Annotated in this window: 19 protein-coding genes; 6 read left to right on the forward strand and 13 right to left on the reverse strand. The window is 69.1% G+C overall.

The window, feature by feature from the left end:
* Positions 1-90: 90 nt before the first annotated feature.
* The 5 genes from MLG_RS10980 to MLG_RS11000 form a co-directional block, all read right to left on the reverse strand.
* A complete protein-coding gene (locus MLG_RS10980; RefSeq protein ID WP_011629902.1) occupies positions 91-1374 on the reverse strand; it encodes an HlyD family type I secretion periplasmic adaptor subunit in 1284 nt (427 codons plus the stop codon).
* A complete protein-coding gene (locus MLG_RS10985; RefSeq protein ID WP_011629903.1) occupies positions 1367-3556 on the reverse strand; it encodes a type I secretion system permease/ATPase in 2190 nt (729 codons plus the stop codon). Before MLG_RS10985 ends, MLG_RS10980 begins: the two co-directional genes overlap by 8 nt.
* Entirely contained in the window at positions 3553-4905 is a 1353-nt protein-coding gene (locus tag MLG_RS15885) for a TolC family protein (RefSeq protein ID WP_198003226.1), read from the reverse strand. The genes MLG_RS10985 and MLG_RS15885 overlap by 4 nt, the downstream gene beginning before the upstream one ends.
* Positions 4906-4931: 26 nt before the next feature.
* Positions 4932-6845: a BapA/Bap/LapF family prefix-like domain-containing protein gene (locus tag MLG_RS10995; RefSeq protein ID WP_011629905.1), complete on the reverse strand. Its 1914-nt coding sequence runs from the start codon at positions 6843-6845 to the stop codon at positions 4932-4934.
* 113 nt (positions 6846-6958) lie between these two features.
* Entirely contained in the window at positions 6959-7789 is an 831-nt protein-coding gene (locus MLG_RS11000) for an OmpA family protein (protein ID WP_011629906.1), read from the reverse strand.
* Between the two features lie 244 nt (positions 7790-8033).
* Between MLG_RS11000 and MLG_RS11005 the strand changes: the two genes are divergently transcribed.
* Positions 8034-9260 carry an EAL domain-containing response regulator gene (locus tag MLG_RS11005; RefSeq protein WP_011629907.1) on the forward strand — a complete coding sequence of 409 codons (1227 nt, stop codon included), beginning with the start codon at positions 8034-8036 and terminating at the stop codon, positions 9258-9260.
* A 17-nt stretch (positions 9261-9277) separates the two neighbouring features.
* The gene (locus MLG_RS11010) at positions 9278-10288 is read left to right on the forward strand and encodes a hypothetical protein (RefSeq protein WP_011629908.1); all 1011 of its coding nucleotides are present in this window, start codon (positions 9278-9280) and stop codon (positions 10286-10288) included.
* Between the two features lie 32 nt (positions 10289-10320).
* Here the strand turns inward: MLG_RS11010 and MLG_RS11015 are convergent, their stop codons facing one another.
* On the reverse strand, positions 10321-11025 hold the full coding sequence (locus tag MLG_RS11015; RefSeq protein ID WP_011629909.1) for a transglycosylase SLT domain-containing protein: 705 nt from the start codon (positions 11023-11025) through the stop codon (positions 10321-10323).
* Positions 11026-11060: 35 nt separating this feature from the next.
* Between MLG_RS11015 and MLG_RS11020 the strand changes: the two genes are divergently transcribed.
* Complete coding sequence (locus MLG_RS11020) at positions 11061-11666, forward strand: IMPACT family protein (protein ID WP_011629910.1); 606 nt, start codon at positions 11061-11063, stop codon at positions 11664-11666.
* A 125-nt stretch (positions 11667-11791) separates the two neighbouring features.
* Positions 11792-12778, forward strand: coding sequence for an alpha/beta fold hydrolase (locus MLG_RS11025; protein WP_011629911.1), 987 nt, complete (start codon positions 11792-11794; stop codon positions 12776-12778).
* A 31-nt stretch (positions 12779-12809) separates the two neighbouring features.
* Here MLG_RS11025 and MLG_RS11030 read toward each other — a convergent pair whose 3' ends face one another.
* From MLG_RS11030 to MLG_RS11050, 5 genes are all read right to left on the reverse strand, one after another.
* Complete coding sequence (locus MLG_RS11030; protein ID WP_011629912.1) at positions 12810-13841, reverse strand: ABC transporter ATP-binding protein; 1032 nt, start codon at positions 13839-13841, stop codon at positions 12810-12812.
* Positions 13838-14803 carry an ABC transporter ATP-binding protein gene (locus MLG_RS11035; RefSeq protein WP_011629913.1) on the reverse strand — a complete coding sequence of 322 codons (966 nt, stop codon included), beginning with the start codon at positions 14801-14803 and terminating at the stop codon, positions 13838-13840. Before MLG_RS11035 ends, MLG_RS11030 begins: the two co-directional genes overlap by 4 nt.
* 4 nt (positions 14804-14807) lie before the next feature.
* On the reverse strand, positions 14808-16145 hold the full coding sequence (locus tag MLG_RS11040; RefSeq protein WP_011629914.1) for an ABC transporter permease: 1338 nt from the start codon (positions 16143-16145) through the stop codon (positions 14808-14810).
* On the reverse strand, positions 16142-17194 hold the full coding sequence (locus MLG_RS11045) for an ABC transporter permease (protein WP_408626111.1): 1053 nt from the start codon (positions 17192-17194) through the stop codon (positions 16142-16144). Before MLG_RS11045 ends, MLG_RS11040 begins: the two co-directional genes overlap by 4 nt.
* A gap of 62 nt (positions 17195-17256) precedes the next feature.
* Complete coding sequence (locus MLG_RS11050) at positions 17257-19845, reverse strand: ABC transporter substrate-binding protein (RefSeq protein ID WP_011629916.1); 2589 nt, start codon at positions 19843-19845, stop codon at positions 17257-17259.
* Positions 19846-20087: 242 nt separating this feature from the next.
* Here MLG_RS11050 and MLG_RS11055 point away from each other — a divergent pair, with 242 nt between their 5' ends.
* Positions 20088-20687, forward strand: coding sequence for a hypothetical protein (locus tag MLG_RS11055; RefSeq protein WP_011629917.1), 600 nt, complete (start codon positions 20088-20090; stop codon positions 20685-20687).
* A 72-nt stretch (positions 20688-20759) separates the two neighbouring features.
* Here MLG_RS11055 and MLG_RS11060 read toward each other — a convergent pair whose 3' ends face one another.
* Positions 20760-21149, reverse strand: coding sequence for a DUF3775 domain-containing protein (locus MLG_RS11060; RefSeq protein WP_041718040.1), 390 nt, complete (start codon positions 21147-21149; stop codon positions 20760-20762).
* Between the two features lie 99 nt (positions 21150-21248).
* Here MLG_RS11060 and MLG_RS11065 point away from each other — a divergent pair, with 99 nt between their 5' ends.
* Positions 21249-22472 carry an MFS transporter gene (locus MLG_RS11065; protein WP_011629919.1) on the forward strand — a complete coding sequence of 408 codons (1224 nt, stop codon included), beginning with the start codon at positions 21249-21251 and terminating at the stop codon, positions 22470-22472.
* Between the two features lie 12 nt (positions 22473-22484).
* On the opposite strand, the gene MLG_RS11070 is transcribed toward MLG_RS11065, so the two are convergent.
* On the reverse strand, positions 22485-23132 hold the full coding sequence (locus MLG_RS11070; RefSeq protein ID WP_011629920.1) for an MBL fold metallo-hydrolase: 648 nt from the start codon (positions 23130-23132) through the stop codon (positions 22485-22487).
* Between the last annotated feature and the right edge of the window lie 22 nt (positions 23133-23154).

The raw sequence follows: 23154 nt of genomic DNA on the forward strand, positions 1-23154 counted from the left end.
CCGCCCGCACTACCAAAACGGATGCCTGCGACAATTAGCCACGCAGATTGTGCGCCCGTCGCCCCTGAGCCAGCGTTTCTCCCGCCCGATTCACCGCTCCCGCAAGGCCTCCCGCGCCCGGTTAAAGGGCTTTATAATATACTGCAAGACCGTGCGCTGGCCGGTCTCGATATCCACCTCCGCCACCATGCCGGGGGAGATGGGGAAACGCTGACCGTTCTCCACCACCAGCTCATCGCTGTCGGTGTGAATGAAGACCTTGTAATAGACCTCCTCGGGGTTGATCTCGTCGCGCTCGGTATCGGGTGAGATGTTCACCACCTCGCCCTCCAAGCCGCCGTAGATAGCGTAATCGTAGGCCGTGATCTTCACCTGGGCGCGCTGACCGGGGTGGATGTAGGCGATGTCCCGGGGCGAGATGCGGGCCTCGATCCGCAACTCCCCGTCCTGGGGCACGATCTCCATCAACTCGCCGTTGGGAGCCAGCACGCCGCCGATGGTGGTGACCGCCAGGTTCTGCACCCGGCCGCGCACCGGCGAGCGCAGGGTCTGGCGCTGACGGGTGTCCTCGTGACCGCGCAGGCTGGAGCGCAACGCCTCCACCTCGGTGCGGGTCTCTGCCAGGTCCTGGCGCGCGCGCACCCGGAACTCGTTACGCAATTGATTCAACTCCCGGCGCAAATCCGCCTCGGAGCGGCGCAGCTGCAGCAACTCCACCTCGCTCGCCGCACCCGCACGGACCAGCTCCTCGGTGATCGAGCGTTCGTTACCGACCAGCTGCAGCGATGTCCGGATGTCCTGCTCAGTGCGCTCCAGATGCGCACGGCGCGCCTCGAACAGGGTTCGCTCGGCGGCCACCACCTCCGAGGCGAGGTCCAGCTCTTCGGGAAACCGGATCTCGCCCTCACCGGCCAGTTCCGCCTCCAGCCGCGCCTTTCGCGCCAGCGCCCCCTGGTAGCGGGCGATCACCTCGTCCATGTCGGCCTGGGTGCGGGTCGGGTCCAGGCGCGCCAGCGGTTGCCCCGGCTCCACCATCTCCCCCTCGGCCACCAGCAGCTCCTGGAGGATCCCGCCCTCCAGGGACTGGATCACCTGGGTGCCGCGGCTGGGTACCACCGTCGCCTGGCCACTGGAGACCTCGGCCAGTTCCGCCCAATAGGCCCAGACGACAAAGGCACCCACAAACAGGCCCACCAGACCGATAAAACGCCCGATCCGCCGGGCCACCCTTGCGTCCTCCGCCGGCTCCAAGCCGCCGATGCCACCCGACCAGGCCGGTGCCGAAGCGCCGGCTGCGCGATCCGGACCATGCCAGAGCCGGGCCAGGGCCCAGCGCCAGAGCGGCCGTTTCCCGGTTACCGCGCCCTCATGCATGACGACGCCTTTCCCTGCCATTGTCGTTGGTTTGCCCGGCCAGGCGCCGCAGGGCCCGGTCCCGGGTGTCATCCAATACCACCCGCCCGCCATCGACGACAATCACCCGGTCCACCAGCCGCAGGACATTGCGCCGGTGGGTGGCGACCACCAGGGTGCGGCCCCGGGCGAATTCATCCAGATGGTCGATGACCCGCCGCTCCGCGCTGTCGTCCAGCGCCGTGGTCGGCTCATCCAACAGGAGGATGCGTGGCTCGCGCAGCAGCAACCGGGCCACCAGCAGCAACTGGCGCTGCCCGCCGGACAGCCCCTGCCCCCCCTCCTTGACGGTGTGATCCAGGCCGTTGGGCAGGTTCTGGAAGACCTCCTCGCCGCCCACCGCCCGCAGGGCCGCCAGCAACGCCTCGTCGCTGGCCCGCGGCGCGCCCAGCAGCAGGTTGTCGCGGACCGTGCCATAAAACAGGCGGGCCTGCTGGGTCAGCACCCCCACGTCACGGCGCACATCGGCCGGGTCGAGCTGGCCCAGGCGCACACCGTCCAGGCGCAGCTCGCCCTCGGCCGGCTCGAGCAGCCCGGAGAGCGCCTGGATCAGGGTGGACTTGCCCGCACCGTTCCGCCCCACCAGGCCGACCCGCTCACCCGGCTCGATCCGTAACCGCGCCACCTCCAGCGCGGTGCCGGCGTCATCCGCGCTGTAGCGGAAGGCCGCCTTTTCCAGCCGATAGGCCCCCTCCAGCGCCACCCGATGGACCCGGCGGGCCTCCTCCGGGTGGTCCACCGGGCGTTGCATGATCTGGTCCAGCCCCTGCAACGCCACGCGCGCATGCTGCCAGCGGCTCAGTACCTGATTCAGCTGACCCATGGGCGCCAGCATGCGCGAGGCGAGGATGGAGGCGGCCACCAGGGTACCGGTGGTCAGGTCGCCCGCCATTACCATCGGGGCCCCGAAGAGGACGACCACGGCGAAGGAGCCGGTCTGCACCGTCTGCGCCCAGGCGGTCAGGGAATTGGTGAGAAAGCGCAGCCGCAGGTTGACGTCGGTGGTGACGCCGTTGAAGTGGTTCCACTGGTTCTGAAACCGCGGCTCGGCCTGCAGGGTCTTGATATCGTCCAGCCCCTGCACCGACTCCACCAGCATGGCGTTGCGCAGGGAGGACTCGCGGATGGCCTCACGGGCCAACCGGTGCAGCCGCCCCTGGGCCAGCAGCCCCGGCACCACCAGCACCAGCAACGCCACCAGCGGGATGAGCACCAGGCTCCCGGCCACGTACCAGAAGACCGCCAGAAAGAGCAGAAAGAAGGGCAGATCCGCCAGCACCGAGACGGTGGTGGAGGTCATGAAGTCGCGGACCCGGTCCAGCTCCCGAAGCTGGGAGATGAAGGTGCCGGTGGAGCCCGGCCGCTGGGTGTTCTTTATGCGCAGGGCATGGCCGAAGACCCGGTCGGAGATGCGCAGATCCGCCCGCTTGCCCAGCAGGTCGATCAGACTGACCCGCGCCACCCGCATGGACAGCTCGAACAGCAGCGCCAGCAGGACCCCGCTGAACAGGACATAGAGGGTGGGCAGCGAGCCGACCGGGATCACCCGATCGTAGACCTGCATGGCGAATATGAGCCCCGCCAGGGCCAGGGTGTTCGCCAACAGGGAGGCGAGCATCACGTGGCCGTAGGGCCGGATCCGGTCGAAGATGATGGAACGGAACCAGTGTGGGCGGTAGGGCTGGATATACTCGTCGATCCGCGGGTCGGCGGCGTTGCGGGCCGGGCGGGGGACCAGGACCCGCACCACCCCCTCGCGCAACTGGGCGACAGAGACCGGCGTGGGCAGGCCGCCCTCGCCGGAGAACGCCACCTGCCAACCCCGTCCATCCCGGCTGCGCCCCTCCAGCACCCCGACCCGCCCGTCGGCGAAGGCGAGCACCAGCGGCAGGCGCCAGGGCGACAACCGCTCCCAGTCCGGCGCCTCGTCGTGGGCGTGCAGCTTCAGCCCGAGCTGCCCGGCCATCCGCGCCAGCAGCCGGTCGGGATCCGCCCGATCCGCCTCCCAGGCGCTGGCCACGCGGACATTCTGCTCCGAGAAGTTGCAGTCGTAGGCCCGGGCGACGTATAGAAACGCCTCCAGCCAGGCGTCCGGGTCAATACCCGGCCGGGCCTGTTCGGAATCTGCGGCGACGGTTGTCATAACGGCAGATCAATCGCCTCCGGCCGACGGTCATCCAGCTCGAAGGTGACCCCGAGGGCCCCCACGGCACTCAGGCAGTCCACCTGGCGAGCTTTCTGATCGTGGCGTAAATCCAACTGGTCGAAACGGGCCTGGAAGTAGTCCTGCTCCACATCCAGCAGGTTCATCAGCGACCGCGTGCCCGCCCGCAGGTACTGCGACTGGTGCAGATCGCGAAGTTCGTCCAGGGTTTCGATCCGGCGCGCCAGGACACCCATGCGCTCCGCCAGCGCCGCCGCCTGTTCAGCGGCCTGTTGCAGCCGTTGATCGGCGTCCAGGCGGGCGCCGGCCGCCGCTGCTTCGGCGGCGGCCAGTCGGTGGCGGCTGGCCGACTGCCCGGCCCGGTTGCGGCCGCCGGCGAACAGATCGGCGCGGACGTTCAGCAGCACGCTGGTCTCCGTCTGATTGGGGACGTCGCTGTCGAAGAAGCGGTCCGAGGTCACATCCAGGCTCAGGGTCGGGAACCGGGCCGCCCGCGCCGCCTTGACCCCCGCCCGCGCCTCGGCACTGCGCGCGGCGGCCGCCTGCAACTCCGGCAGGTGGTCGATGTCCTCCACGTCCACCCGGTCGCAGGCCCCGGCCAGTTGCGCCGGCGGTTCGGCCCGGTGGGCCACCGTGTAGCGGCCGGGCACCAGGCGGCGCAGCGCCCGTCTGGCGTCGGCCAGTTGGGTCGCGACCTGCGCCCGGGTCAGGCGGGCGGCGTCCACCCGGGCCGCCACCTCCCGTTCGTCGGACCGGGTGCTGGCACCCATTGCCGCGCGACGCTGGATCAGCCCCTCAAGCCGACTCATGGCGGCCACCTGCTCCTCCGCCACCACCAGCAGGGCCTGGTAGCGCTGCACCTGGATGAAGGCGTGGGCGGCGTCCGCGGCCACATCCTCCACGGTCTGCTGCCACTCGGCCCGGGCCGCCACCTCGCCGGCGCGGGCACCGTCCACCCGTCCCCCCACCTCGCCAAAGTCGTAGAGCCGCTGAGACGCGGTAACGCTGGCCACCGGCACGTGGCGGTTCAGGGTGCTGTTGAATTCGCTGCGGGTGCTGGCGGAGACCTGTGGCCACCGGTCGGCCCGCGCCATGTCCACCTCGTCGCCACGCCGGGCCAGCTCGGCCCGGGCCTCGGCCACGCGCGGGTCATGCCCTACGGCCGCCTTCAGGGCATCGGGCAGCACCAGCTCGGGCCCATCGGCGGGCGCTTCGGCCCCGAGACCGGCCGAGCCCGGGCTCGCCACCAGGGCATCCCCGGCGGCGGCCGGCGGCACCATACCGCCGGCCGCCAGCCCGCCCAGGCCGGCGGCAAGAGATAGCGCCACCGCCCGGTGTGGGTAGCGGCGCCCCATCACGCGAGGGGCAGGTTCGACGAATCGTCATCATTGGCGAAGGTGCCTTCCGCCTCCACGGCGATCCCATCGGCCGCTGCAGCGCCACCACCCTCAACCGTCGCCCCCTCGGCAGCGCCGGCCGGCACAATGGCCGGCTCGTCCGCCTGCAGGACGTCCGCCTCGGCGGGCAGCGGTTCGTCGCTGGCCGACACCAGGGATTCCGGATCGTCGTTCAACTCGTCGAGCCCGGCCATGGCGACCGCACCGCCCACCGTGTCAGCCCCCATGCCCTCGAGCTCCGGCGGAATCTCATCCAGCTCACCGCCGATACCGAAGGCGAGTTCCGCCTCCGGGCTCTCCTCGTCGCCCCGCACCAGCTTGTAGGTGAAGGACTCCCGCTCACCGTAGGCGTCCCGGTCCTCGTTCACCTGATAGCTGTAACTGCCGTCCGCCTGCATGGTGAGCTCGCCCCACTGGCCGGCGATGGTGGTCTCACTCTCCACCGCCTGCCAGTCACCCTGGCCATTCTTCACCCAGACGGTGGGCGGCTCATCGCCGGCGACAATATCGGGCCGGCCGGCCGCACCGACGTCGGTGATGATATTACCCGGCACTTGGTCGGCACCAACCAGCTCCAAGCTGTCGAGCAGGTCCTGATCGAGGTTGCCCTCGAGCAGATCCTTAAGCAGGGCCTCGTTGAAGAGGTCGACCCGGATATCGCTCAATTGATGGCTGGAGCTCAGCAGCCCGCCGTCACCCCCGTTGCGGTGAAGGATGAGCTGGTAGCTCCCTTCGGGGATCGCCGTCTCACTGATATCCAGGTCCGGACTGAGCAGCCCCAGCAGGTCAAGCCCCAACAATCCGCCATTGTGTTTGGTGCTGCTGATGACATCGCCGGTAGCGACGTCGACCATGTCGATTTCGTAGCCGCTATCCAGCAGCGCCAGCAGCCCCCCGCTGCTGGCCGTAAAGGAGATCGCGCCGACTTGGCCCTCCCCTACCGTGAAAATCTCGGATTCGGCCCTGGCCTCCCCCCCGAGAAGCCCACCCTGGAGGACAACGTCGTCCAGCTCCAGGGAGTCCTCCAGGAGGTCCTCCAGATCATCGATGCCGAACTTCAGGTTGGCCGCCGCCACGTCGTCGAAGGGCCACAACGAAGGCACCTCCAGGCCCACCTGCGGCGAGACATTACCCTCGCCATCGGTCACCGACACATAACCGTTAAAGGCCGCCAGGTTGTCGTCCTCTGAAAAGTGGTCATCCCATTCGATGCCGGATTCCAGATTGTCTTTCAGCCATTCCGGCGTCAGCGACCACTGCCCGCCGTCCACGGCCCCTGAGGCCAGCAGGGTCTCGCCGTCTTCCGCCCAGACCTGCACCTCTTCCGCGTCATCGGAGGCGGTCCCGGCAACGGCCAGCGGGGTATTCTCGGTGATCTCCACCACCAGCCCCACGTCCCCATTGTCGTCGTCATCGTCATCGTCCGGGGGACCGTCATCGCTAGAGGAGGATGAACTGCTGCCCGCGGCGGCGGCCAGGGCCGCCGCACCCAGGAGCCCGGCCAGGGCCGCCGCGCCCAGGCCGCCGCCATCGTCGGCCACCAGGTCATCCACCGTGTTGATCTCGGCAAAGGCGAACTCCGACCAGGGGGTCTCGTACTGCCCCCACCAGAGCACCCCGCTGGAGTCTTCCAGCACCAGTTCGTTGCGCGCCACGCCTTCGGCGTCGAAAAAGCCCGGGATGATGACTTCCTCGCCGGTGGCGAGGGTCAGCACCAGATCCCCGGCGCGGTTGTCGAAGCCGGCCACCTGCTCCGGCCCCACCGGCAGTTTGACGACCGTGTTCTCCATGGGCTCCAGGGAACCCAGCGGTACCTCCGTGACCCGGCCGCTCTCCTTGTCCACCAACGTGATCGAATCGGAACCCCGCATATTGACCCCCATGCAATTACAACCGCCGGATGATTATCCCGCGGACAATGGTTTATACCCGCCGGTGTGCGCCTGCCCTCCCTGGGTATCGCCCACACCGCTAGCTGATGCCGCTACCGTTCGTCGTTGCCACGCTCCAACACCTGCACCTCCACCCGGCGGTTGGGCGACAGGCAGGCAATAAGCGCCGGCGTGGCCCGGTCGCCCTCGCAGAAGACCACCGGCTCGGCTTCTCCCCGCCCCTGTGCGACCACGTCGCGGCGGGAGAACCCATTCTTGAGGAGTGCGTCCATAACCGCGTCAGCGCGGCGCTCGGACAAGCGCTGGTTATACCCAGGATCGCCAATGCGGTCGGTGTGACCGACGATCACCACCAGCGGATCAATGAATTCCTTCTGAAGGCCTGCCGCCACCTCGCGGATGGTGTCCTGCCCCTCGGCACGCAGCACGGCGCTGTCGAAGTCGAAGAGCACGTCCGTCGACAGGGTCCGGTACACGACCCGCTCGACCTCAACCGTGCGCTCCCGCGCGAGGTTTTCGGCCATGATCTCGCAGAGCAGGCGACGCCACTGATAACCGGACACCCGCCCCCAGTGATCGAACTGGACCTTGTACTGGCAGACCACCACGTCGTCACTGCGGGGGAAGGGCAGATTGAAGTCGTAAAACCAGACCGGATTGCCGGCCACCTGCCGCCGGTCGGCGGGCTCACCAATGGCATCGCGCACTTCGTCGCGGGTCAGCCCCTCGCTGATCTGTTCCAGGCCCAGTGGATCGGCCGAGCGGCCGTAGCGGAGGAGCCCCTCCTCCATATCAACCAGAGAGACCTCCAGATCCGGAAACAGGGGCGCGTCACCCCGCTCCCCCGCAAAGGCCACCGCCCCCCCAACGTTTATACAGACCGAGAGGAGGACAACAAAACTGTATAATGTGATCCTGTTCATCCCTGCTTTTCACCATTATTCAGCGCCATATTGAACAGGGAGATTATCCGCAGGTATCTACCGGGTACACACCTAAAATAGTAATAATCGATTGCTACTAACCCTCGCAGACTACCCCTTGTTTGGTTGTGGCCGATGGGTCGCGACTTTACAATAGCCCACGCTGCATGATGCCCGCGCCCACGGTCGAGAGCCTGTATTAGCCGCTCCATGACCTGCGAGACCACCTCCGGGGAGAACGGAATTGGACATACCCAACCGGACGATACTGGTTGTCGATGACGACAAGGATTTCGCCGAAGAAATCGAACAGTTCTTATTAAATTTTGACAGCCAGGTTCAGAAGGCCCATTCCATTAACCAGGCCCGGGCGATAACGACACGCCAGGCCTTCGATCTGGTGCTGGTTGATCTCTCGCTTCCCGACGGGGACGGGCTCGATCTGCTCGCCCATCTGGCGCGGGTCGCCGCGCCCGACACGGCGGTGGCCTTGATCTCCGGCAGCGACGACGGGCTGCGCCAGGCGGCCACGGACCTGGCGAACGACATGGGTTTGACGGTACTGGGGCATCTATCGAAGCCGGTGGACCTTCCAGCCTTGCAGGCCCTTTTGGACACCCTGAAGACCGATCGGGGCCACCGCCGCCACCCAACGGTGTCATCCCCCATTCCCGCAGACGAGCTCGAGAACGCGATCCGGTCCGGGAAGCTGAGGCCCTATTACCAGCCTCAGTTCGACCTAAAGAGCGGGCACCGGGTGGGGTTCGAGGCCTTATTGCGCTACCAAAGGAGCCCCGATGACGCGCCGGTTATGCCCGGGCAATTGCGGGAGCACATGGAGGGCCATCGGTTTGCGCAGGCCATCTTCTGGTCAATGCTCACCTCCGTCGCCCGCGAGATCAAGCATTTCCGCCTGACAGACACCCCCCAAAAGGTCAGCGTCAATGCGCCGGCGGTCGTTTTCTCCCAGCCCGATTTCCCCCAGCGGGTCAAGGCGCATATTGCCGCATTCGGGATAGCACCCCGGCAGATCACCCTGGAGATCACGGAGAACGACCCGGATCTGTCCCTGGACTGCCGGACCAGCATCATCCGGACCCGCCTCCAGGGTTTCGGCCTCTCCCTGGACGATTTCGGCACCGGTTACGCCAGTTTCGAGCGCGCCGAGGCCCTGCCCATTACCGAGATCAAGATGGATCGGACCCTGCTCAAGGCGACGGAGACCGATCGCGGCCAGAATGACATCCTCAGGAGCATCGCCCGGTTCTTCAATGGCCGAGGGATCACCACCGTGATGGAGGGCATCGAAAACCGAGCCCTGCTCGCCACCGCCCGCTCATTGGGATTCACCGTCGGCCAGGGCTACGGACTGGGCCTGCCGGAACCGGCGGAAACGGCCTTCAAAAAACACTACACTACTCAGGGTCTAGCATCGGATCCTGACGCTGCCGGCGGGCAGCCGGAGCGGTAACGTGGCAGCATAACCCCATGACCCCAACAACGCAGAGCCAGAGCGGGCAGGACGGGCGCCCGGTGCGGTATCGCGTGCGCGCCATCGACCTCATGGTGGGCCATACCCTCCCCTACGCGGTCTATGACGATCACGGCCGATTGCTGATGGCCAAGGGCGCGACCCTGGCCAATCACCACCAGCGGCGCAAGCTGCTGGCCCTGGGGTTCACCGACACCAAGCCGCCCAAGCTGGACCTGACCAAGTCCAACACCCGCAGCGACCGTCGCCGGCAGCAGCAACAGGCGCTGGACATCCGGGTCGAGAGCCTGCTGTTCGGGGTCGGCCGGCTGAGGCGCGACGATGCCCTGGAGACCGAGCCGCTGGCCACCCTCGCTCACCGCATTGCCGAACTGGCCACCGAAAGCCTGGACACCGCGCTGGCCCTCGCCCATTTGCCCCTGGACTGGCCCCACCCCCTGGCACTGGGGTTCCGCTCGGCCCTGCTGACGGCAGGGATGTTGCAGGCCGGGGACGAGCCGACGGAGACCGCCAACGCGGCGGTGGCCGCCTGCCTGGCCGTGCCGCTCCATCCAGAGGCGGGGCCGGCCCGGCTGGAACCGCTCCCTCACCGCCTGACCGCCGCCATCCGGGTGACCGGTGCCTACCTGGGGCAGGTCTGCCCCCCGTCCGGGCAGCCGGTGGTCACCCCCATCGACGCCCTGCGCGATCTGCGCGGCAGCCGTGAGACCGATGAGGAGCAGGCCGCCGTGGAGCGGCTGCTCGCCCTGTTGACGCCCTTCCCCCCGGGCTCCTACGTCCGCGTGCGCGATCAGGGCATCGGCGTGGTGGTGCAACTCACCGCCTCGCCCGCCGAGCCGATCACCCTGCTGTTTGCCGACGGGGCCGGGCGCCGGCTGCGCAAGCCCCGGCTGCTGGTGGTGGACAAAATGACATCACCCATCGACAAGGCGGTCAGTCCGGAACGGGTGGCGGTGGCCCTGGACCCCCGCGACCTCTACCAATACACCTACCACCTGGATGACTGAGCGGCCGGCCGCGCCACCCCATCTCCCTTGGATCAATCCCGGCAGAACGGCCCGAACTGGTAGAACCGGCGGCAGCGGAACTCCGACTCACAGCCCGCCAACTGGGTGCGATAGCGTTGAGCACGCTGGGCCACCTGCCGCGCCACCCGCTGCACCTGCGGCTTGCCTTGGTAGGTCCCGCGCCGGTAGCCGGTGGGCCCCTCGTGGTAGGCGAGGTAGAGGTGCTCCGGATTGTGCAGCGAGATCCCCAGCCGCTCATGGCTGCGGCGGTTATACCAGCCGATGAAGTCGGTGGCGTGCTTCATGTGGCTGCGCCGCGCCATCAGGCTGCCGGCGTCCTCGCGGTATTCGCCCCAGACCGGATCCTGGGCCTGGGCATAGCCGTAGGCCGACGACGGCCGGCGCCAGGGGATAAACCCGAGCAGCCGCTGCCGGGGCGGGCGCACATGGCTGCGGAAGGAGGACTCCTGGTGGATGAAGGCCATCTGTGTGGCGATGGGGGTGCCCCACTGTTCCTGCGAGGCGCGGGCGTAGTCATACCAGCGGGGCTGCTCGCGGAAAATCTCGCAGAGATCGCTCTGATCCGCCGGCGGTGACGGAGCCAGGGTGGTGCAGCCACTGGTCGCGATGGCCAGCAGCGCCAGCAGTGCCGCACGGCGGGCCCATCCCTCTGCGGCCCGGACCGACCGGCCTTTCCCTGTCCCGCCCCTACTATGCGTTATCCTGACCCGCTCCATACCGCAGATGATGCAACGTTGGTGATGTGAGGTCCATGCCCGAGAACACCTACCCCACCCCCGCCCGGACCCTGGAGCACGAGCTGGAGGTCAAGAAGAGCCGCTTCATCGCCCGCGCCGGGCGGGTGGAGAGCCGCGAGCAGGCCCTGGCCTTCGTGGACCGGGCGATGACTGACTTCCCTGACGCCCGCCACCACTGCTGGGCCTATCTGATCGGCGACCCGGCGTCCGCCACCACGGCCGCCATGAGCGATGCGGGCGAGCCGTCGGGCACCGCTGGCAAGCCTATCCTGAATGTCATTCAGCACAAGCGGATCGGTGATGTGATCGTGGTGGTGATCCGCTATTTCGGCGGCATCAAGCTGGGGGCCGGCGGCTTGGTGCGGGCCTACGCCGGGGCCACCCAAAAGGTGCTCGCCGAGCTGCCGCTGGCCGCCCACGAACCGCACACCCGCTGCCGGTTGGCCTTGGATTTCGCCCAGGAACAGCCCCTGCGTCACTGGGCCGCACAGCACCAGGCGACCGTAGAGGCGGTAGCCTATGGCGAGGGCGTCACCCTCACCCTCCGCCTGCCCGAGGGGGCGGTAGCGGCGCTGCGCCAGTTCGCCCAGGCCCGCGGTATCCGCCTGGAGACCGACTGACCGGCTCAAGCCGCTACCGAGTGCAGGGCCGGCCCGGCGGGCTATCCTTCCAGGAAACGGCCGGGGCCGTCATTGCGCGCCACCGGCCCGGTCCGCCCACCACGTCCAGGGAGGGAGTCCCCCCCATGAGTCACGACTTTGTGGTCTGCGTCATCAACACCCGTGTCCGCAGCGGCAAGCGGGTCTTCGGCCGCGCGCCGGGGCCCACCCGGTTCCTGCTCGTCCCCGATGGCGAGGTGCAGCAACCCGCGCACACCGTGCCCCGCGCCGAGTGGGTGGAGGCGGTCATGGCCGCCGGCACCACCGGCAGGGACCCCATGTCCGACAACCCCACCGGCAACGTCCTGGTCTTCATCCACGGCTACAACAACAGCCAGGAGATCGTCATCAAGCGCCACCGCAAGCTCAAGGCGACGCTGCACGCGGCCGGCTACCGGGGCACCGTGGTCAGCTTCGACTGGCCCAGCGCCGAGGCCACGCTGCTCTACATGCGCGACCGCCGCTACGCCAAGCACACCGCGGAGCGGCTCACCGACGACTGCATCAGCCTGTTCTCGACACGCCAGGCGCGCGGCTGTGACCTGAATGTCCACCTGCTGGGCCACTCCACCGGCGCCTACGTCATCCGCCACGCCTTCGCCGACGCCGACGAGGTCGCCGAGATCAAGAACCGCCCCTGGAAGGTCAGCCAGATCGCTCTCATCGGTGCCGATGTCTCCAGCAGTTCCCTGGCCGCCGATGACTCGCGCTTCGTCTCCGTCTACCGCCACTGCTCCCGGCTCACCAACTACCAGAGCGGCCACGATGGCGTGCTGCGCGTCTCCAACGCCAAGCGCATCGGCCTGCGCGCCCGCGCCGGCCGGGTCGGCCTGCCCGACAACGCCCACCGCAAGGCGGTGAACGTGGACTGCAGCCCCTACTTCGCCGGCATCGACCCGGACAGCCGCACCCCCGGCGAGGACTACTTCGGCAACTTCGCCCACTCCTGGCACATCGGCGACCCGCTGTTCGCCCGCGACCTCTGCCACACCCTGCACGGCGAACTGGACCGCCACTCCATCCCCACCCGGCGCGAGGAGGACGACCGGCTGTACCTGCACGACCCCGGCTGACCCCCGGGCCGCACGGCGCCGCGCCGATGGCCTAGCGGTGCAGCCAGCAGGCCGAGTAATGCCCCCGCCGGGGCTCGAAGTCGTGGGGCTCCTCCACGTCGCAGAGCCCGGCCATGGCGTGCGGGCAGCGGGGGTGAAAACGGCACCCCGGCGGCGGACTGGCCAGGCTGGGGGCCTCGCCGGCCGGCACCGGGCGCTCCTCGGCGGCGTTGTCCGGGTCCGGGTCGGCGATGGCGTTGAGCAGGGCCTGGGTGTAGGGGTGCTGCGGGTGATCCAGCAGCTCGTCCACCGCCGCCTGCTCCACCACCCGGCCGCCATACATCACGAAGATGCGCTCGGCGAAATGGCGCACGGTGGACAGGTCGTGGGTGATGAAGGCCAGGGTGAGGCCGCGCTCGGTCTGCACCTGGCGCAGCAGGCGCAGGATCTCCACCCGCACCGAGGCGTCCAGCATGGAGACCGGCTCGTCGGCGATCACCAGCGCCGGGGCCAGCACCAGCGCCCGGGCGATCACCACGCGCTGCTGCTGCCCGCCGCTGAGCTGGTGGGGGAACTTGCCCAGATAGGCCTCCGGCGGCGACAGGCGCACCTCCTCCAACGCCGCCCTTACCCGGCGACGGCGCTCGACCCGGTCGCGCACCCCGTGCACGATCAACGGCTCCTCCAGGATGCGGCCCACGTCCATGAAGGGGGGCAGCGCGCCATACGGGTCCTGCTGCACGTAGCCCACCCGAGCCCGGTAGGACGTCAACCCGGCTTTATCCAGCGCCTCCAGATGCCGCCCCTCGAACACCACCTCCCCCCGGGTGGGGCGGTGCAACCCCAGCAGGGTGCGGGCCAGGGAGCTCTTGCCGCAGCCGCTCTCGCCCACGAAGGCCACCGCCTCGCCCCGGCGCAGGGCGAAGCTCACCCCGTCCACCGCGCGCACATGGCCCACCCGCAGGAAGCCCCACTGGCGCAGTTCGAACCAGGTGTGCAGGTCGCGGGCCTCCAGCAGGGTCTCCCCCGCACCCGCTCGCCGCCGGTCGGGCGGCGATGGCACGGCATTCGCGGTCCGGCTCATCGGCGGCCTCCATAAAGCCAGCAACGCACGTGGTGACGTTCGCCCAACCGCTGCGGTGGCGGATCCTCGGCACAGCGTCCGAAGCGGTGGGGGCAGCGGTCCGCGTAGCGGCACCCCGCAGGGGGTGCGAGCAGGTCCGGCGGCTGGCCGGGGATATGCACCGGCGCCTCGGTCTGGTGGAGCCGCGGCACACTGGCCATCAGCATCTGCGAGTAGGGGTGGGCCGGTTCGGTGAAGAAGCGGCGGGCATCGGCGTATTCGACCACCTGGCCGGCGTACATCAGGGCCACCCGGTCGGCCAGTTCGCTGGAGGTGGCCACGTCGTGGGTGATCAGGATGAAGCTGGTGTCCTGCTCGCGCTTGATGCGCTTGAGCACATTCATGATGCTGGCCTGGGTGAGCACGTCCAGGGCCGAGGTGGGTTCGTCCAGAATGACCAGATCCGGCTCGGTGATCAGCGCCATGGCCAGCACCGCCCGCTGGCGCATGCCGCCGGAAAGCTCGAAAGGATAGCGGGTGAGAAAATCGGTGGCCACCCCCACCCGCTGGAAGACCTCGGCCGCCTTGCCCATGGCCTTCTTCCGCGACCAGCCCCGGTGCACCACGAGCGGCTCGGCCACCTGTTCCCCCACCCGCACCACCGGGTTGAGGGCGTTCATGGCCGCCTGCATCACCATGGCGATGCGCAGCCACTGCACCTCGCGCCGGAAGCGCTCCACCGGCAGCGCCATCACGTCCGTATCGCCCAGCCACACCCGGCCGGTATGGCTGTGCACGTTGCGCGGCAGGATGCGTAGCAGGGCCTTGGCCAACGAGCTCTTGCCGCAACCGCTCTCCCCCAGCACCACCACCGCCTCGCCCCGGCGCAGGTCGAAACTGACCCCGTCCACCGCCTGCACCACCCCGCGCTCGGTGCGGTAGGCCAGGCGAAGGTCTTCCACGCGCAGCAGGGTCTCGGTCATAGTGCTAGAGGTTCCTCAGTCGCGGGTTGAAGACCCGGTCCAGGGCAAAGCCGAGCATGGCGAAACCCAGCCCGGTGAGCATGAGCAGGAAGGCGGGGGAGAGCACCCAGTAGTAGAAGCCGTTGTACAACGCACTCTGCTCCTGGGCGTCGTTGAGCACCTTGCCCCAAGTGGGCAGCACCGGGTCGCCCAGCCCCAGCACCGCCAGCGAGGCCTCCAGGAAGACGAAGGTGGGGATCAGGGTGACGAAGGTGGGGATGAGCACCGGCAGCACCCGGGGCACCATGTAGCGCAGGATGATGCGGGCGTTGCTGGCCCCGTAGGCCTTGGCCGCCTCGATGTAGGGGGCCTCGCGGATGGGCAGCAGCATGGCCCGGTACATCTTGATGCCGGCACTGAAGATGCCCAGCGCCACCACCACCCCCAGCATCAGCCAGATACTGGTGGAGTAGAGGGTGCCTACCATCACCAGGATGGGCAGCATGGGCAGGATCATGTTCACCTCGGTGAGGCGCTGGATCACCGCGTCCACCCAGCCCCGGTACCAGACCCCCATGGCGGCGATCACCAGGGTGGTGACCGTGGTGCCCACCGCCGCCAGCAGCCCGAAGGCCAGGGCCACCGGGGTGCCCCACATCAGCGCCACCATCAGGTCGCGGCGCTGGTGGTCGGTGCCGGCCACCCCGTGCACCCGGCCGTAGACCACCAGGTCGGCGTCGAGCCCCGCGTTCTCGTCGAACAGCACCACGTCCAGCAGCAGGGTATGGGTGCCCTGCAGCACCGCCGGACCGGGGCGATCGGCGGTCTCCGGGTCGAGCATCAGCCCTACGTGGGGGATATGCCCCAGGCGCCGCTCCAGCGCCCAGTCCTGGGAGATGGAGACCCGCTCCTCCCGCGCCATTCGCCGCCCTCCCAGCACCTCCTCGCGGCCGTCCGGCGCCTGCCAGATCAGGCGCACGAAGGGCGCCCGGGCCTGCTCCTCCGCGGTCAGGAAGAGGTTGATCTCGCTGGGAAAGGCACTGCTCTGGTAATCGAAGCTGAGGGGAATCTGCAGCCGACGACCACCGGGGAAGGGCTCCGCCTCCGGCGTGACATCGGCGCTGGAGATGATCTGCGTCTCCGGCAGATCGCCGCCGCGCAACCTGTCCGTCCAGACCGGCGAGGCATTGACCGGGTGCATCCGCCACTGCTCGCCGCCCCGCCACAGGTCCAAGGCCTGGCTGTAGGGGATGGCCACCACGGTGTAGACCGCCAACCCGATCAAAAAAAGGATCAGCGCCGTGCCCAACACCGCCGAGGGGTAGCGGCGCAGCTGCTTCAGCCCCTCCAGCCAGCGCCTCATCGCCCCCCCTCGATCCGCACCCGCGGATCCAGGATGCCGTAGAGGATATCGAGCAGGAAGACGGTGGCCGCCAGCAGGTAGGCGAAGATCACCACGGTGCCGATGATCACCGGCGTGTCCCGGTGGCCGATGGCCTGGAAGACCAGGGTGCCCAGGCCCGGCCAGTTAAAGACCTGCTCCAGGATGATCGCCCCGCTCCACAGCCCGATGAGCATCAGCAGAAAGCTGGTGACGATGGGCGAGAGGGTGGGCCGCAGGATGTAACGGCGCTGGATCAGGTATTCCGGCAAGCCCTTGGCCCGGGCCATCTCCACGTAGTCCTCGCTGGAGTGGATTAGGAAGAAGGTGCGCCAGGAGTAAATGGAGATGAAGATCTGCGACAGGAACATGGCCACCAGCGGCAGCGCCATGTGCCGCACCACGCTGGCCAGGTAGTCCAGCCGGCCCTCCGGCGGCGGCGCGGTCACCATGCCGCCGGAGGGCAGCGCCGGCAGCACGAAGGCGAACACCAGGATAAGGAACATGCCGTAGAACCAGGCGGGCGCCGCCGAACTGGGCGCCAGCCCCACCACGCTGCGGTCCAGCACGCTGCCGTAGCGCCGGGAGAGGTGCAACGCCACCCAGACCGAGGTCAGGAAGATCAGCAGGTTGGCGGTACCAAACAGCAGCAATGTGGCCGGCAAGCGCTCGACGATGATATCGAAGACCTGGCGCGAGCCGGCATCGCTGTGCATCTGCTCCGCCCGGCCCAGGTCCAGGCGCATGGCGCGGTAGAGGTAGTCGAAGCTGCGCAGGATGAAGGGCTGATCCAGGTTCAGTCGCTCCACCTCCAGGGCCACCTGGCGCTGGATCAGCTCGTTGCGCTCGGCGCTGCTCATGTCCTGGAAGGCGGGGTCCGCGCGCACCGCCTCGGAGATCTCACCGCGGATCTGCACCAGGCGCAGCTCATCCACCTGCCCGCCCATGTTGGCGATAATGATGGTGAGGTAAACCCCCGCCAGCACGGTGAGCAACAGCGCCAGCAGCCGCTTGCCGGAGAAGATCAGCATGCGCCAGACATCCCGCCAGCGACCGCGGGCCCGCCCCGACGGTTTCAGGGTGGGCCGAAGGCTCATGGCGACACCTCCAACGGCGGCGCCAGCGGCTTCCCGCCCGGCACAGTGGCAAAGGCGTGAGAGGCGAAGGCGGGCAGGGCCACGCGGTCGGTGGTGACGGCGATCTCCAGGCTGTTGGCGCCCCGCCCCAACCGCTGCAGCACCTCGGCGGGGACCGACACGCGCCAGCGTTCCTCGCCGCGGTATTCGGCCTCGCCCCGGTGGGCCAGCCGGTTGTCACCGTCGAAGAGCAGGAACTGGACCTGCTGGATGGCCTCACGGGGATAGGGCTCGCCCTCGAAGGTGACGGCCAGCTCAAAGGCCACCGATTCCCCGTGGGCCACCACCACCGGCCCGTCCAGGGTCAGCTCGGGGATCTGCGGCTCGGCGAACTGCAGCCACTTGTCCGCCGGGTCGGGGAAGTCCGTGAACCGGCGCAGCACCACGCTGCCGTCCACGGGGTGCACGCCGCGCAGGTAGAAGGGCCCGTCGCCCACGTAAAAGTGCCCCCGGGCGGCGTACCAATCCGCCAGGGCCTGGTAACGCGCGGCCGCCTCATCCGGCGTCAGGTACTGGGCGAGCGTCGGGGCATAGGGCAGATGGTCGGTCTGTTGCAGCCGCTCCAGTTGGCGCCTGAGCACCGGCAGGCTCGGTCCTGAGACCAGACTCAACCAGTCCACCCGCAACCGGTCGGCCTTGTTGGAGGAGAAGGCCAGACTGCCCTCGCGCTCGGCCATAATCCCCAGGGCCAACATGTGCCAGGGGGTGGTGCCGGGGGCGCGGGCGGCGACAATGGTCTCGGCATCCGGGAAGATCTGGTCGCTGTAGACGTCGATCACCAGCGGGTCCTCCGAGACGATGTGCCAGCCGCGGAAATGGCGACGGAAGGCCTCGTAGGCCGGCACGTGGGCGACGTCGAACAGCGGGCTATCCTCGTCGGCACGCTCGAAGGTGAGGATCCAGGGCAACACCACGTCGGCCAACGAGGCGCGGGTGCCGTCGTGGAAGCGGCGCTCCAGGTAGCCCGGCTCGTAGATCAACCGCACCCGGGTGCGGGCGGTGAGCCCGTCCGGCTCAGCCTCGGCGGCGGTCACAAAGCGCTGCTCGCCGCTGTCCCAGTCCACCCAGGCCCCGTCCGGCACACGGATCGTCTCGACAGTGTCCACCTGCACCCAGTCCAGCGTGCTGTTCACCGGGGTCTCGGCCTCCACGGTGACCTCGGCACGCGCCAGGCGCTGGGGGTGGTGCAGGCCGGTGAAGGGGTCGGGCAGCACCGGCGGGTCGCTGAGCGCGCGGGTGATCATCCGGTCGAAGATCCAGTTGCTCCCCGCGATGGGGTTCCAGGGCTCGGTGATGATCTCCGGCGTGCCGATGACCACCCGGCCACCCAGCCGCCCCTCGTAGCCCAGGGTGTAGGGCCATAGGGCAGAGCCGGACGTGCCGCCTGCCAGGTCCCCGGCCAGGTTCACGTCGCGGGCCCGGGGCCAGACATTGAGTTGGTCCACCAGCCAGACCCGGGCGGAATCCCCCATGGCCAGGTCGAGGGCCTGGCGCATCAGGGCCTGGCGCTCGTCCCAGTCCCGGTAGTCGCGGCGCTGCAGCCGGTCGGCAATGTCGTCGAAGGTGGGGTCCGGCTCGTAGGCCTGCCAGAGGGGTTCGGCGCGCCCGCGCGGGGTGTAGTAATAGCTGAAGTTCTCCGCCTGGTCGCGCTGGATCAGGGTGGAGACCCAGGCCCCGGTGTAGATGTGCCAGCGCCCCCCCGACGGGTCGCCGGCAATCCAGATCCGCGAGGCCTCCTCGGCGGTGCGGTAGAGCCGCTCCACCCGGAACCCCTCCGCCTCCAGCAGGTTGCCCAGGTAATCGCCGATGCGGCGGCGCTCGTCGTCGTTGCGGATGAGCAGGGTGAGCTGCACCGGCTCGCCCCCGTAGTACCACTGCCCCTCCCGCAGCTCCGCGCCCAGCCGCCCCATCTCGTGGCGGATCACCTCGCGGGCCCGGGCCGGATTGTGGGCGTAACGCAGCTCCAGCTCACGGGCGGTCTCGGCCAGGCGGGCATAATCCGGGAAGGCGGTGCTCAACGGCAGGTAGCGGGGCACCGCCAGGCCGCCGTAGATCTCCTCGGCCACGTGGCGCCGGTTGACCAGCCAGTTGAGCGCCTCACGCATGGCCGGTACGGCGAAGGGGTTGAGCCGGCCGTCGGCAAACTCCGGACCGGAGGGGTTGAGGGTGAGCTCCACCGAGGTGCCGTAGGAGAGGTCGTGGGCGGTGGCGGCGGAATCGCGCAGCCGGTGGAACAGACCCGGCCGGGTGATGCCCTGGGCGAACACCTGGTGGCTGCCGCGCTCGATCAGCCCGGTCACCTGACCCACGTCCCGCTGCTCAGTGAACACCACCTCGTCCACCAGCGCACCGCGTCGCGCCTCGAGCTGGCCCCGGTCGGCGGGCTGGCCACGGTCCACCACCTGGTGGCCCTCACCGGCGCCGCCGGCCAACCAGCCCACCAGGGCCAGCAGCAACGCCAACGCCACCAGGGGGAACAGCCATCCTCGCAATCGACCCAACTGCACAGCCCTCCGGAAGTCCTGACCGCCTGCCGGCGCCGCCATCGCCCACCCCTGTCCGGGGCGACCCCGGCAGGCCCCTCCCCGCATGGTACAGAAGCCACCGCGCCTCTTTTAGCACAATCCACCGCCGCACCGACACGGCCCGGCCCGCCACAGGCGATACGCGGCCGGACCAGGGGTGACGCCATGCCGACGGCGCTGGCCGTGAAGAGGCGTTAGACTGTTACAGTACAGGGCACCGCGCGGCGGGCCCAAGCAGCGAGCCACCAGCACAGGGAGAGCCCATGCGCCGATTCAGACCCTACACCGTTGCCCTTTTGGCCGCCGGCCTCCTGCTGGCCCCACTCACCCTCAACGCCCAGCCGCCGGGGCACGCCGGCCCCGGTGCCGCCGGCGCCGAGCGTGGCCCGCCGGGGCAACGGTCCGAGCCGCGTAGCAGCGACCAGCGCCGGGACGACCGGCAGCGCTCGGACGACCGGGTGGAACGCTGGCGCAGCGAGTATGGCGAGGGCCGGTTCCGCGATCAGGAGCGGGAGATCATCCGCGAATGGCTGCGCGAGCGCCAGGATGAGACCGTCGCCGGCGGCCCACCAGGACGACCGCAGACCCCGGGGCGTTCCGGCGGCCAGCGTACCCTGCCCCCGGGCCTGCAGCAGCGCCTGGAGCGGGGCGGCGAGCTGCCGCCCGGCTGGCAACGCAAGGTGGCCCGCGGCGAGGTGGTGGACAGCGAGCTGATCCGCTACAGCCGGGTCTCCCCGGACCTGCGCCGGCGTCTGCCCCGGCAGCCAACGGACACGGAGTTGCTGGAGCTGGAGGACCAGGTCGTGCGGGTCCTCGAGACCACCGGCCTGGTGCTGGATGTCCTCGATATCCTGACGGAGTAACGGGCCGGACGGCTGGCGTGAAGGGTGGTGATCGGCGTGGCGCGCGCTTCACCCGCGCCACGCCGGCGGCGGTCACTGGTGGCAGTCGTAGCCCAGCGCCTCCAGACCCTCCTCCAGGTAATCCGGTGCCAACGGCGTGGAGAGCAGGTACTCCCCGGTGCGTGGGGTCCAGCCCTGCTGCGCCGCGGCCCGCGCACCGGACCAGTCGTCGGCCTCGAAATCACCCCGCCCCAACCACATGAGGGCCACCAGCTCCATCTGCTGATCCGGTTCCAGATCGGCGATGGTCTCCACGCACTCCTGGTAGGTCAGGTCATCGGCGTGGCCGGCCAGGACCTGCATGGCCCAATCCTCGCTGTAACTGGTGGGACCATCGTCCGGGATGACCACGTCCTCCTGGGCCTGAAACTCCCGGATCCGCTGGATCAGGTTGCAGACCAGGTCGGGGTTCACGTTGAGCATGGCGGCCTCCTTGGCGGCACTGGGCCGGACCCATTCGCGGTGTGGCAATACCAGCGTACCCCAGTGGGCGCCCCTTGCAAGCGCCTTTACAATGGGTCGATGCTGCCCTTGCCTCGATTCCTCCAGCCACGGCCTGAACTGGCCGCCTTTGCGCTATTGGCCACGGCCACCTCCGGCTTTGGCCAAACCTTCCTGATGTCGGTTTTCGGCGGCGAGATTCGCGCGGCCTTCGACCTCAGCCACAGCGCCTACGGCACGCTCTACGGCGCCGCTACCCTGGTCAGCGCCCTGCTGCTGCTACGGGCCGGGGCCTGGGTGGACCACTGGCCGTTGCGCCGGGCGGTGGCGGTGACCCTGCTGTTGCTGGCACTGGGCTGCCTGACCGTGGGACTGGCCCCCACGGCGGCGTTACTGCTCCCAGGTTTCCTTCTCATCCGCTTCGCCGGCCAGGGGCTCAGCGCCCACCTGGGCCTGACCGCCGCCGGGCGCTATTTCTCCACCCACCGCGGCAAGGTCATGGCCCTGGCGGCCAGCGGCTTTCCCCTCGCCGAGGCCCTGTTGCCGGCAGCGGCAGTGGCCATTATGGGGCTCGGGGGCTGGCGCATGCCCTGGCTCCTGGGCGCGGGTTTCCTGCTGCTCTGCATGCTGCCGCTGCTGCTGCGGCTCACCTGGCACGCCCCCAGTGCGGCGGAGGCCGCTCGGGAGGCGGGCGGCACCGACAACGGCCATCGCCGGCGAGACGCTCTGCGGGATCCGGGCTTCTACCTGCTGCTGCCGGCGGTGCTCGCCGCCCCGTTCATCGTCACCGCCATGCTCTTCCACCAGGCTGCCATCGCCGAGGCCCGGGAATGGCCGCTGCCCCTCATGGGCGCCGCCTTCACCGGCTTCGCCGCCGGCCACCTGGCCAGCCTGCTGCTGGCCGGCCCACTGGTGGACCGCATCGGCGCCCACCGGGCCCTGCCCCTGGCCCTGGGGCCCATCGGCCTCGGCCTGTTGATCCTGGCCTTCGGCGGCGGTGGCGGGTGGGTGCCCTTCGCCTACCTGACACTCACCGGCGCAACGCTGGGCTGGGGCGCCACCGCCGGCGGCGCCATCTGGGCCGAGCGCTATGGCGTGCGCCACCTGGGCGCCATCCGGGCCATGGCCCACGGGGTAATGGTGGCCAGCACCGCGATCGCCCCGGTGGTGGCCGGGGTGCTGCTGGACCGGGGCTGGTCGGTGACCGCCCTGGCGGGTGCGATGGTGGGTTACGTGCTGGTGGCCGGCCTCTGCGCCCGGGCGGCCCCGGCACCGCCAGCGATGCGAGCCCCCGCCGGCGGCTGAACCCGGCCCGCGTCAGGCGACGATGGCGGCGTCGCCCACAAAGGGATTGCTGCGACGCTCCTCGCCGAAGCTGCTGGCCGGTCCGTGGCCCGGGATGAAGGTCACATCATCCCCCAACGGGAAAAGCTTCTCGCGGATGGACTGCACCAGGGTGTCGTGATCGCCCCCCGGGAAATCCGAGCGGCCGATGGCGCCCTGGAACAGCAGGTCTCCGGTCAGGGCGTACCGGCTCTCCGGGTCAAAATAGGCCACATGGCCCGGGGTGTGTCCCGGCACCAGCACCACCCGCAGGGCCACCTCGCCCACCCGCACGATCTCACCGTCCTCCACCCAGTGGTCCGGCTCGAACGCCGGGGCCGGCGGGTGACCGAACATCCGGGCCTGCTCATCCAACTGCGACAGGAGCTCCCGATCCGCCTGGTGCGGGCCGAAAATGGGCACCTGCAACCGGTCGGCCATCTCCCTGACCCCGCCCACGTGATCAATATGGGCATGGGTCAGCAGGATACGGTCCACCGTCAGCCCCAGGTCCTCCACCTCGGCCAGCACCTTGTCCACCTCACCACCCGGATCGACCACCGCCGCCAGCCCGGTCCGCTCACAGGCCACGACGGCGCAGTTCTGCCGAAAGGAGGTCACCGGAATCACGTAGAGTTTCATGACAACCCCGAACAAAGTTTTT

This window comes from Alkalilimnicola ehrlichii MLHE-1, from assembly GCF_000014785.1.
GTDB classification, from domain to species: Bacteria; Pseudomonadota; Gammaproteobacteria; order Nitrococcales; family Halorhodospiraceae; genus Alkalilimnicola; species Alkalilimnicola ehrlichii.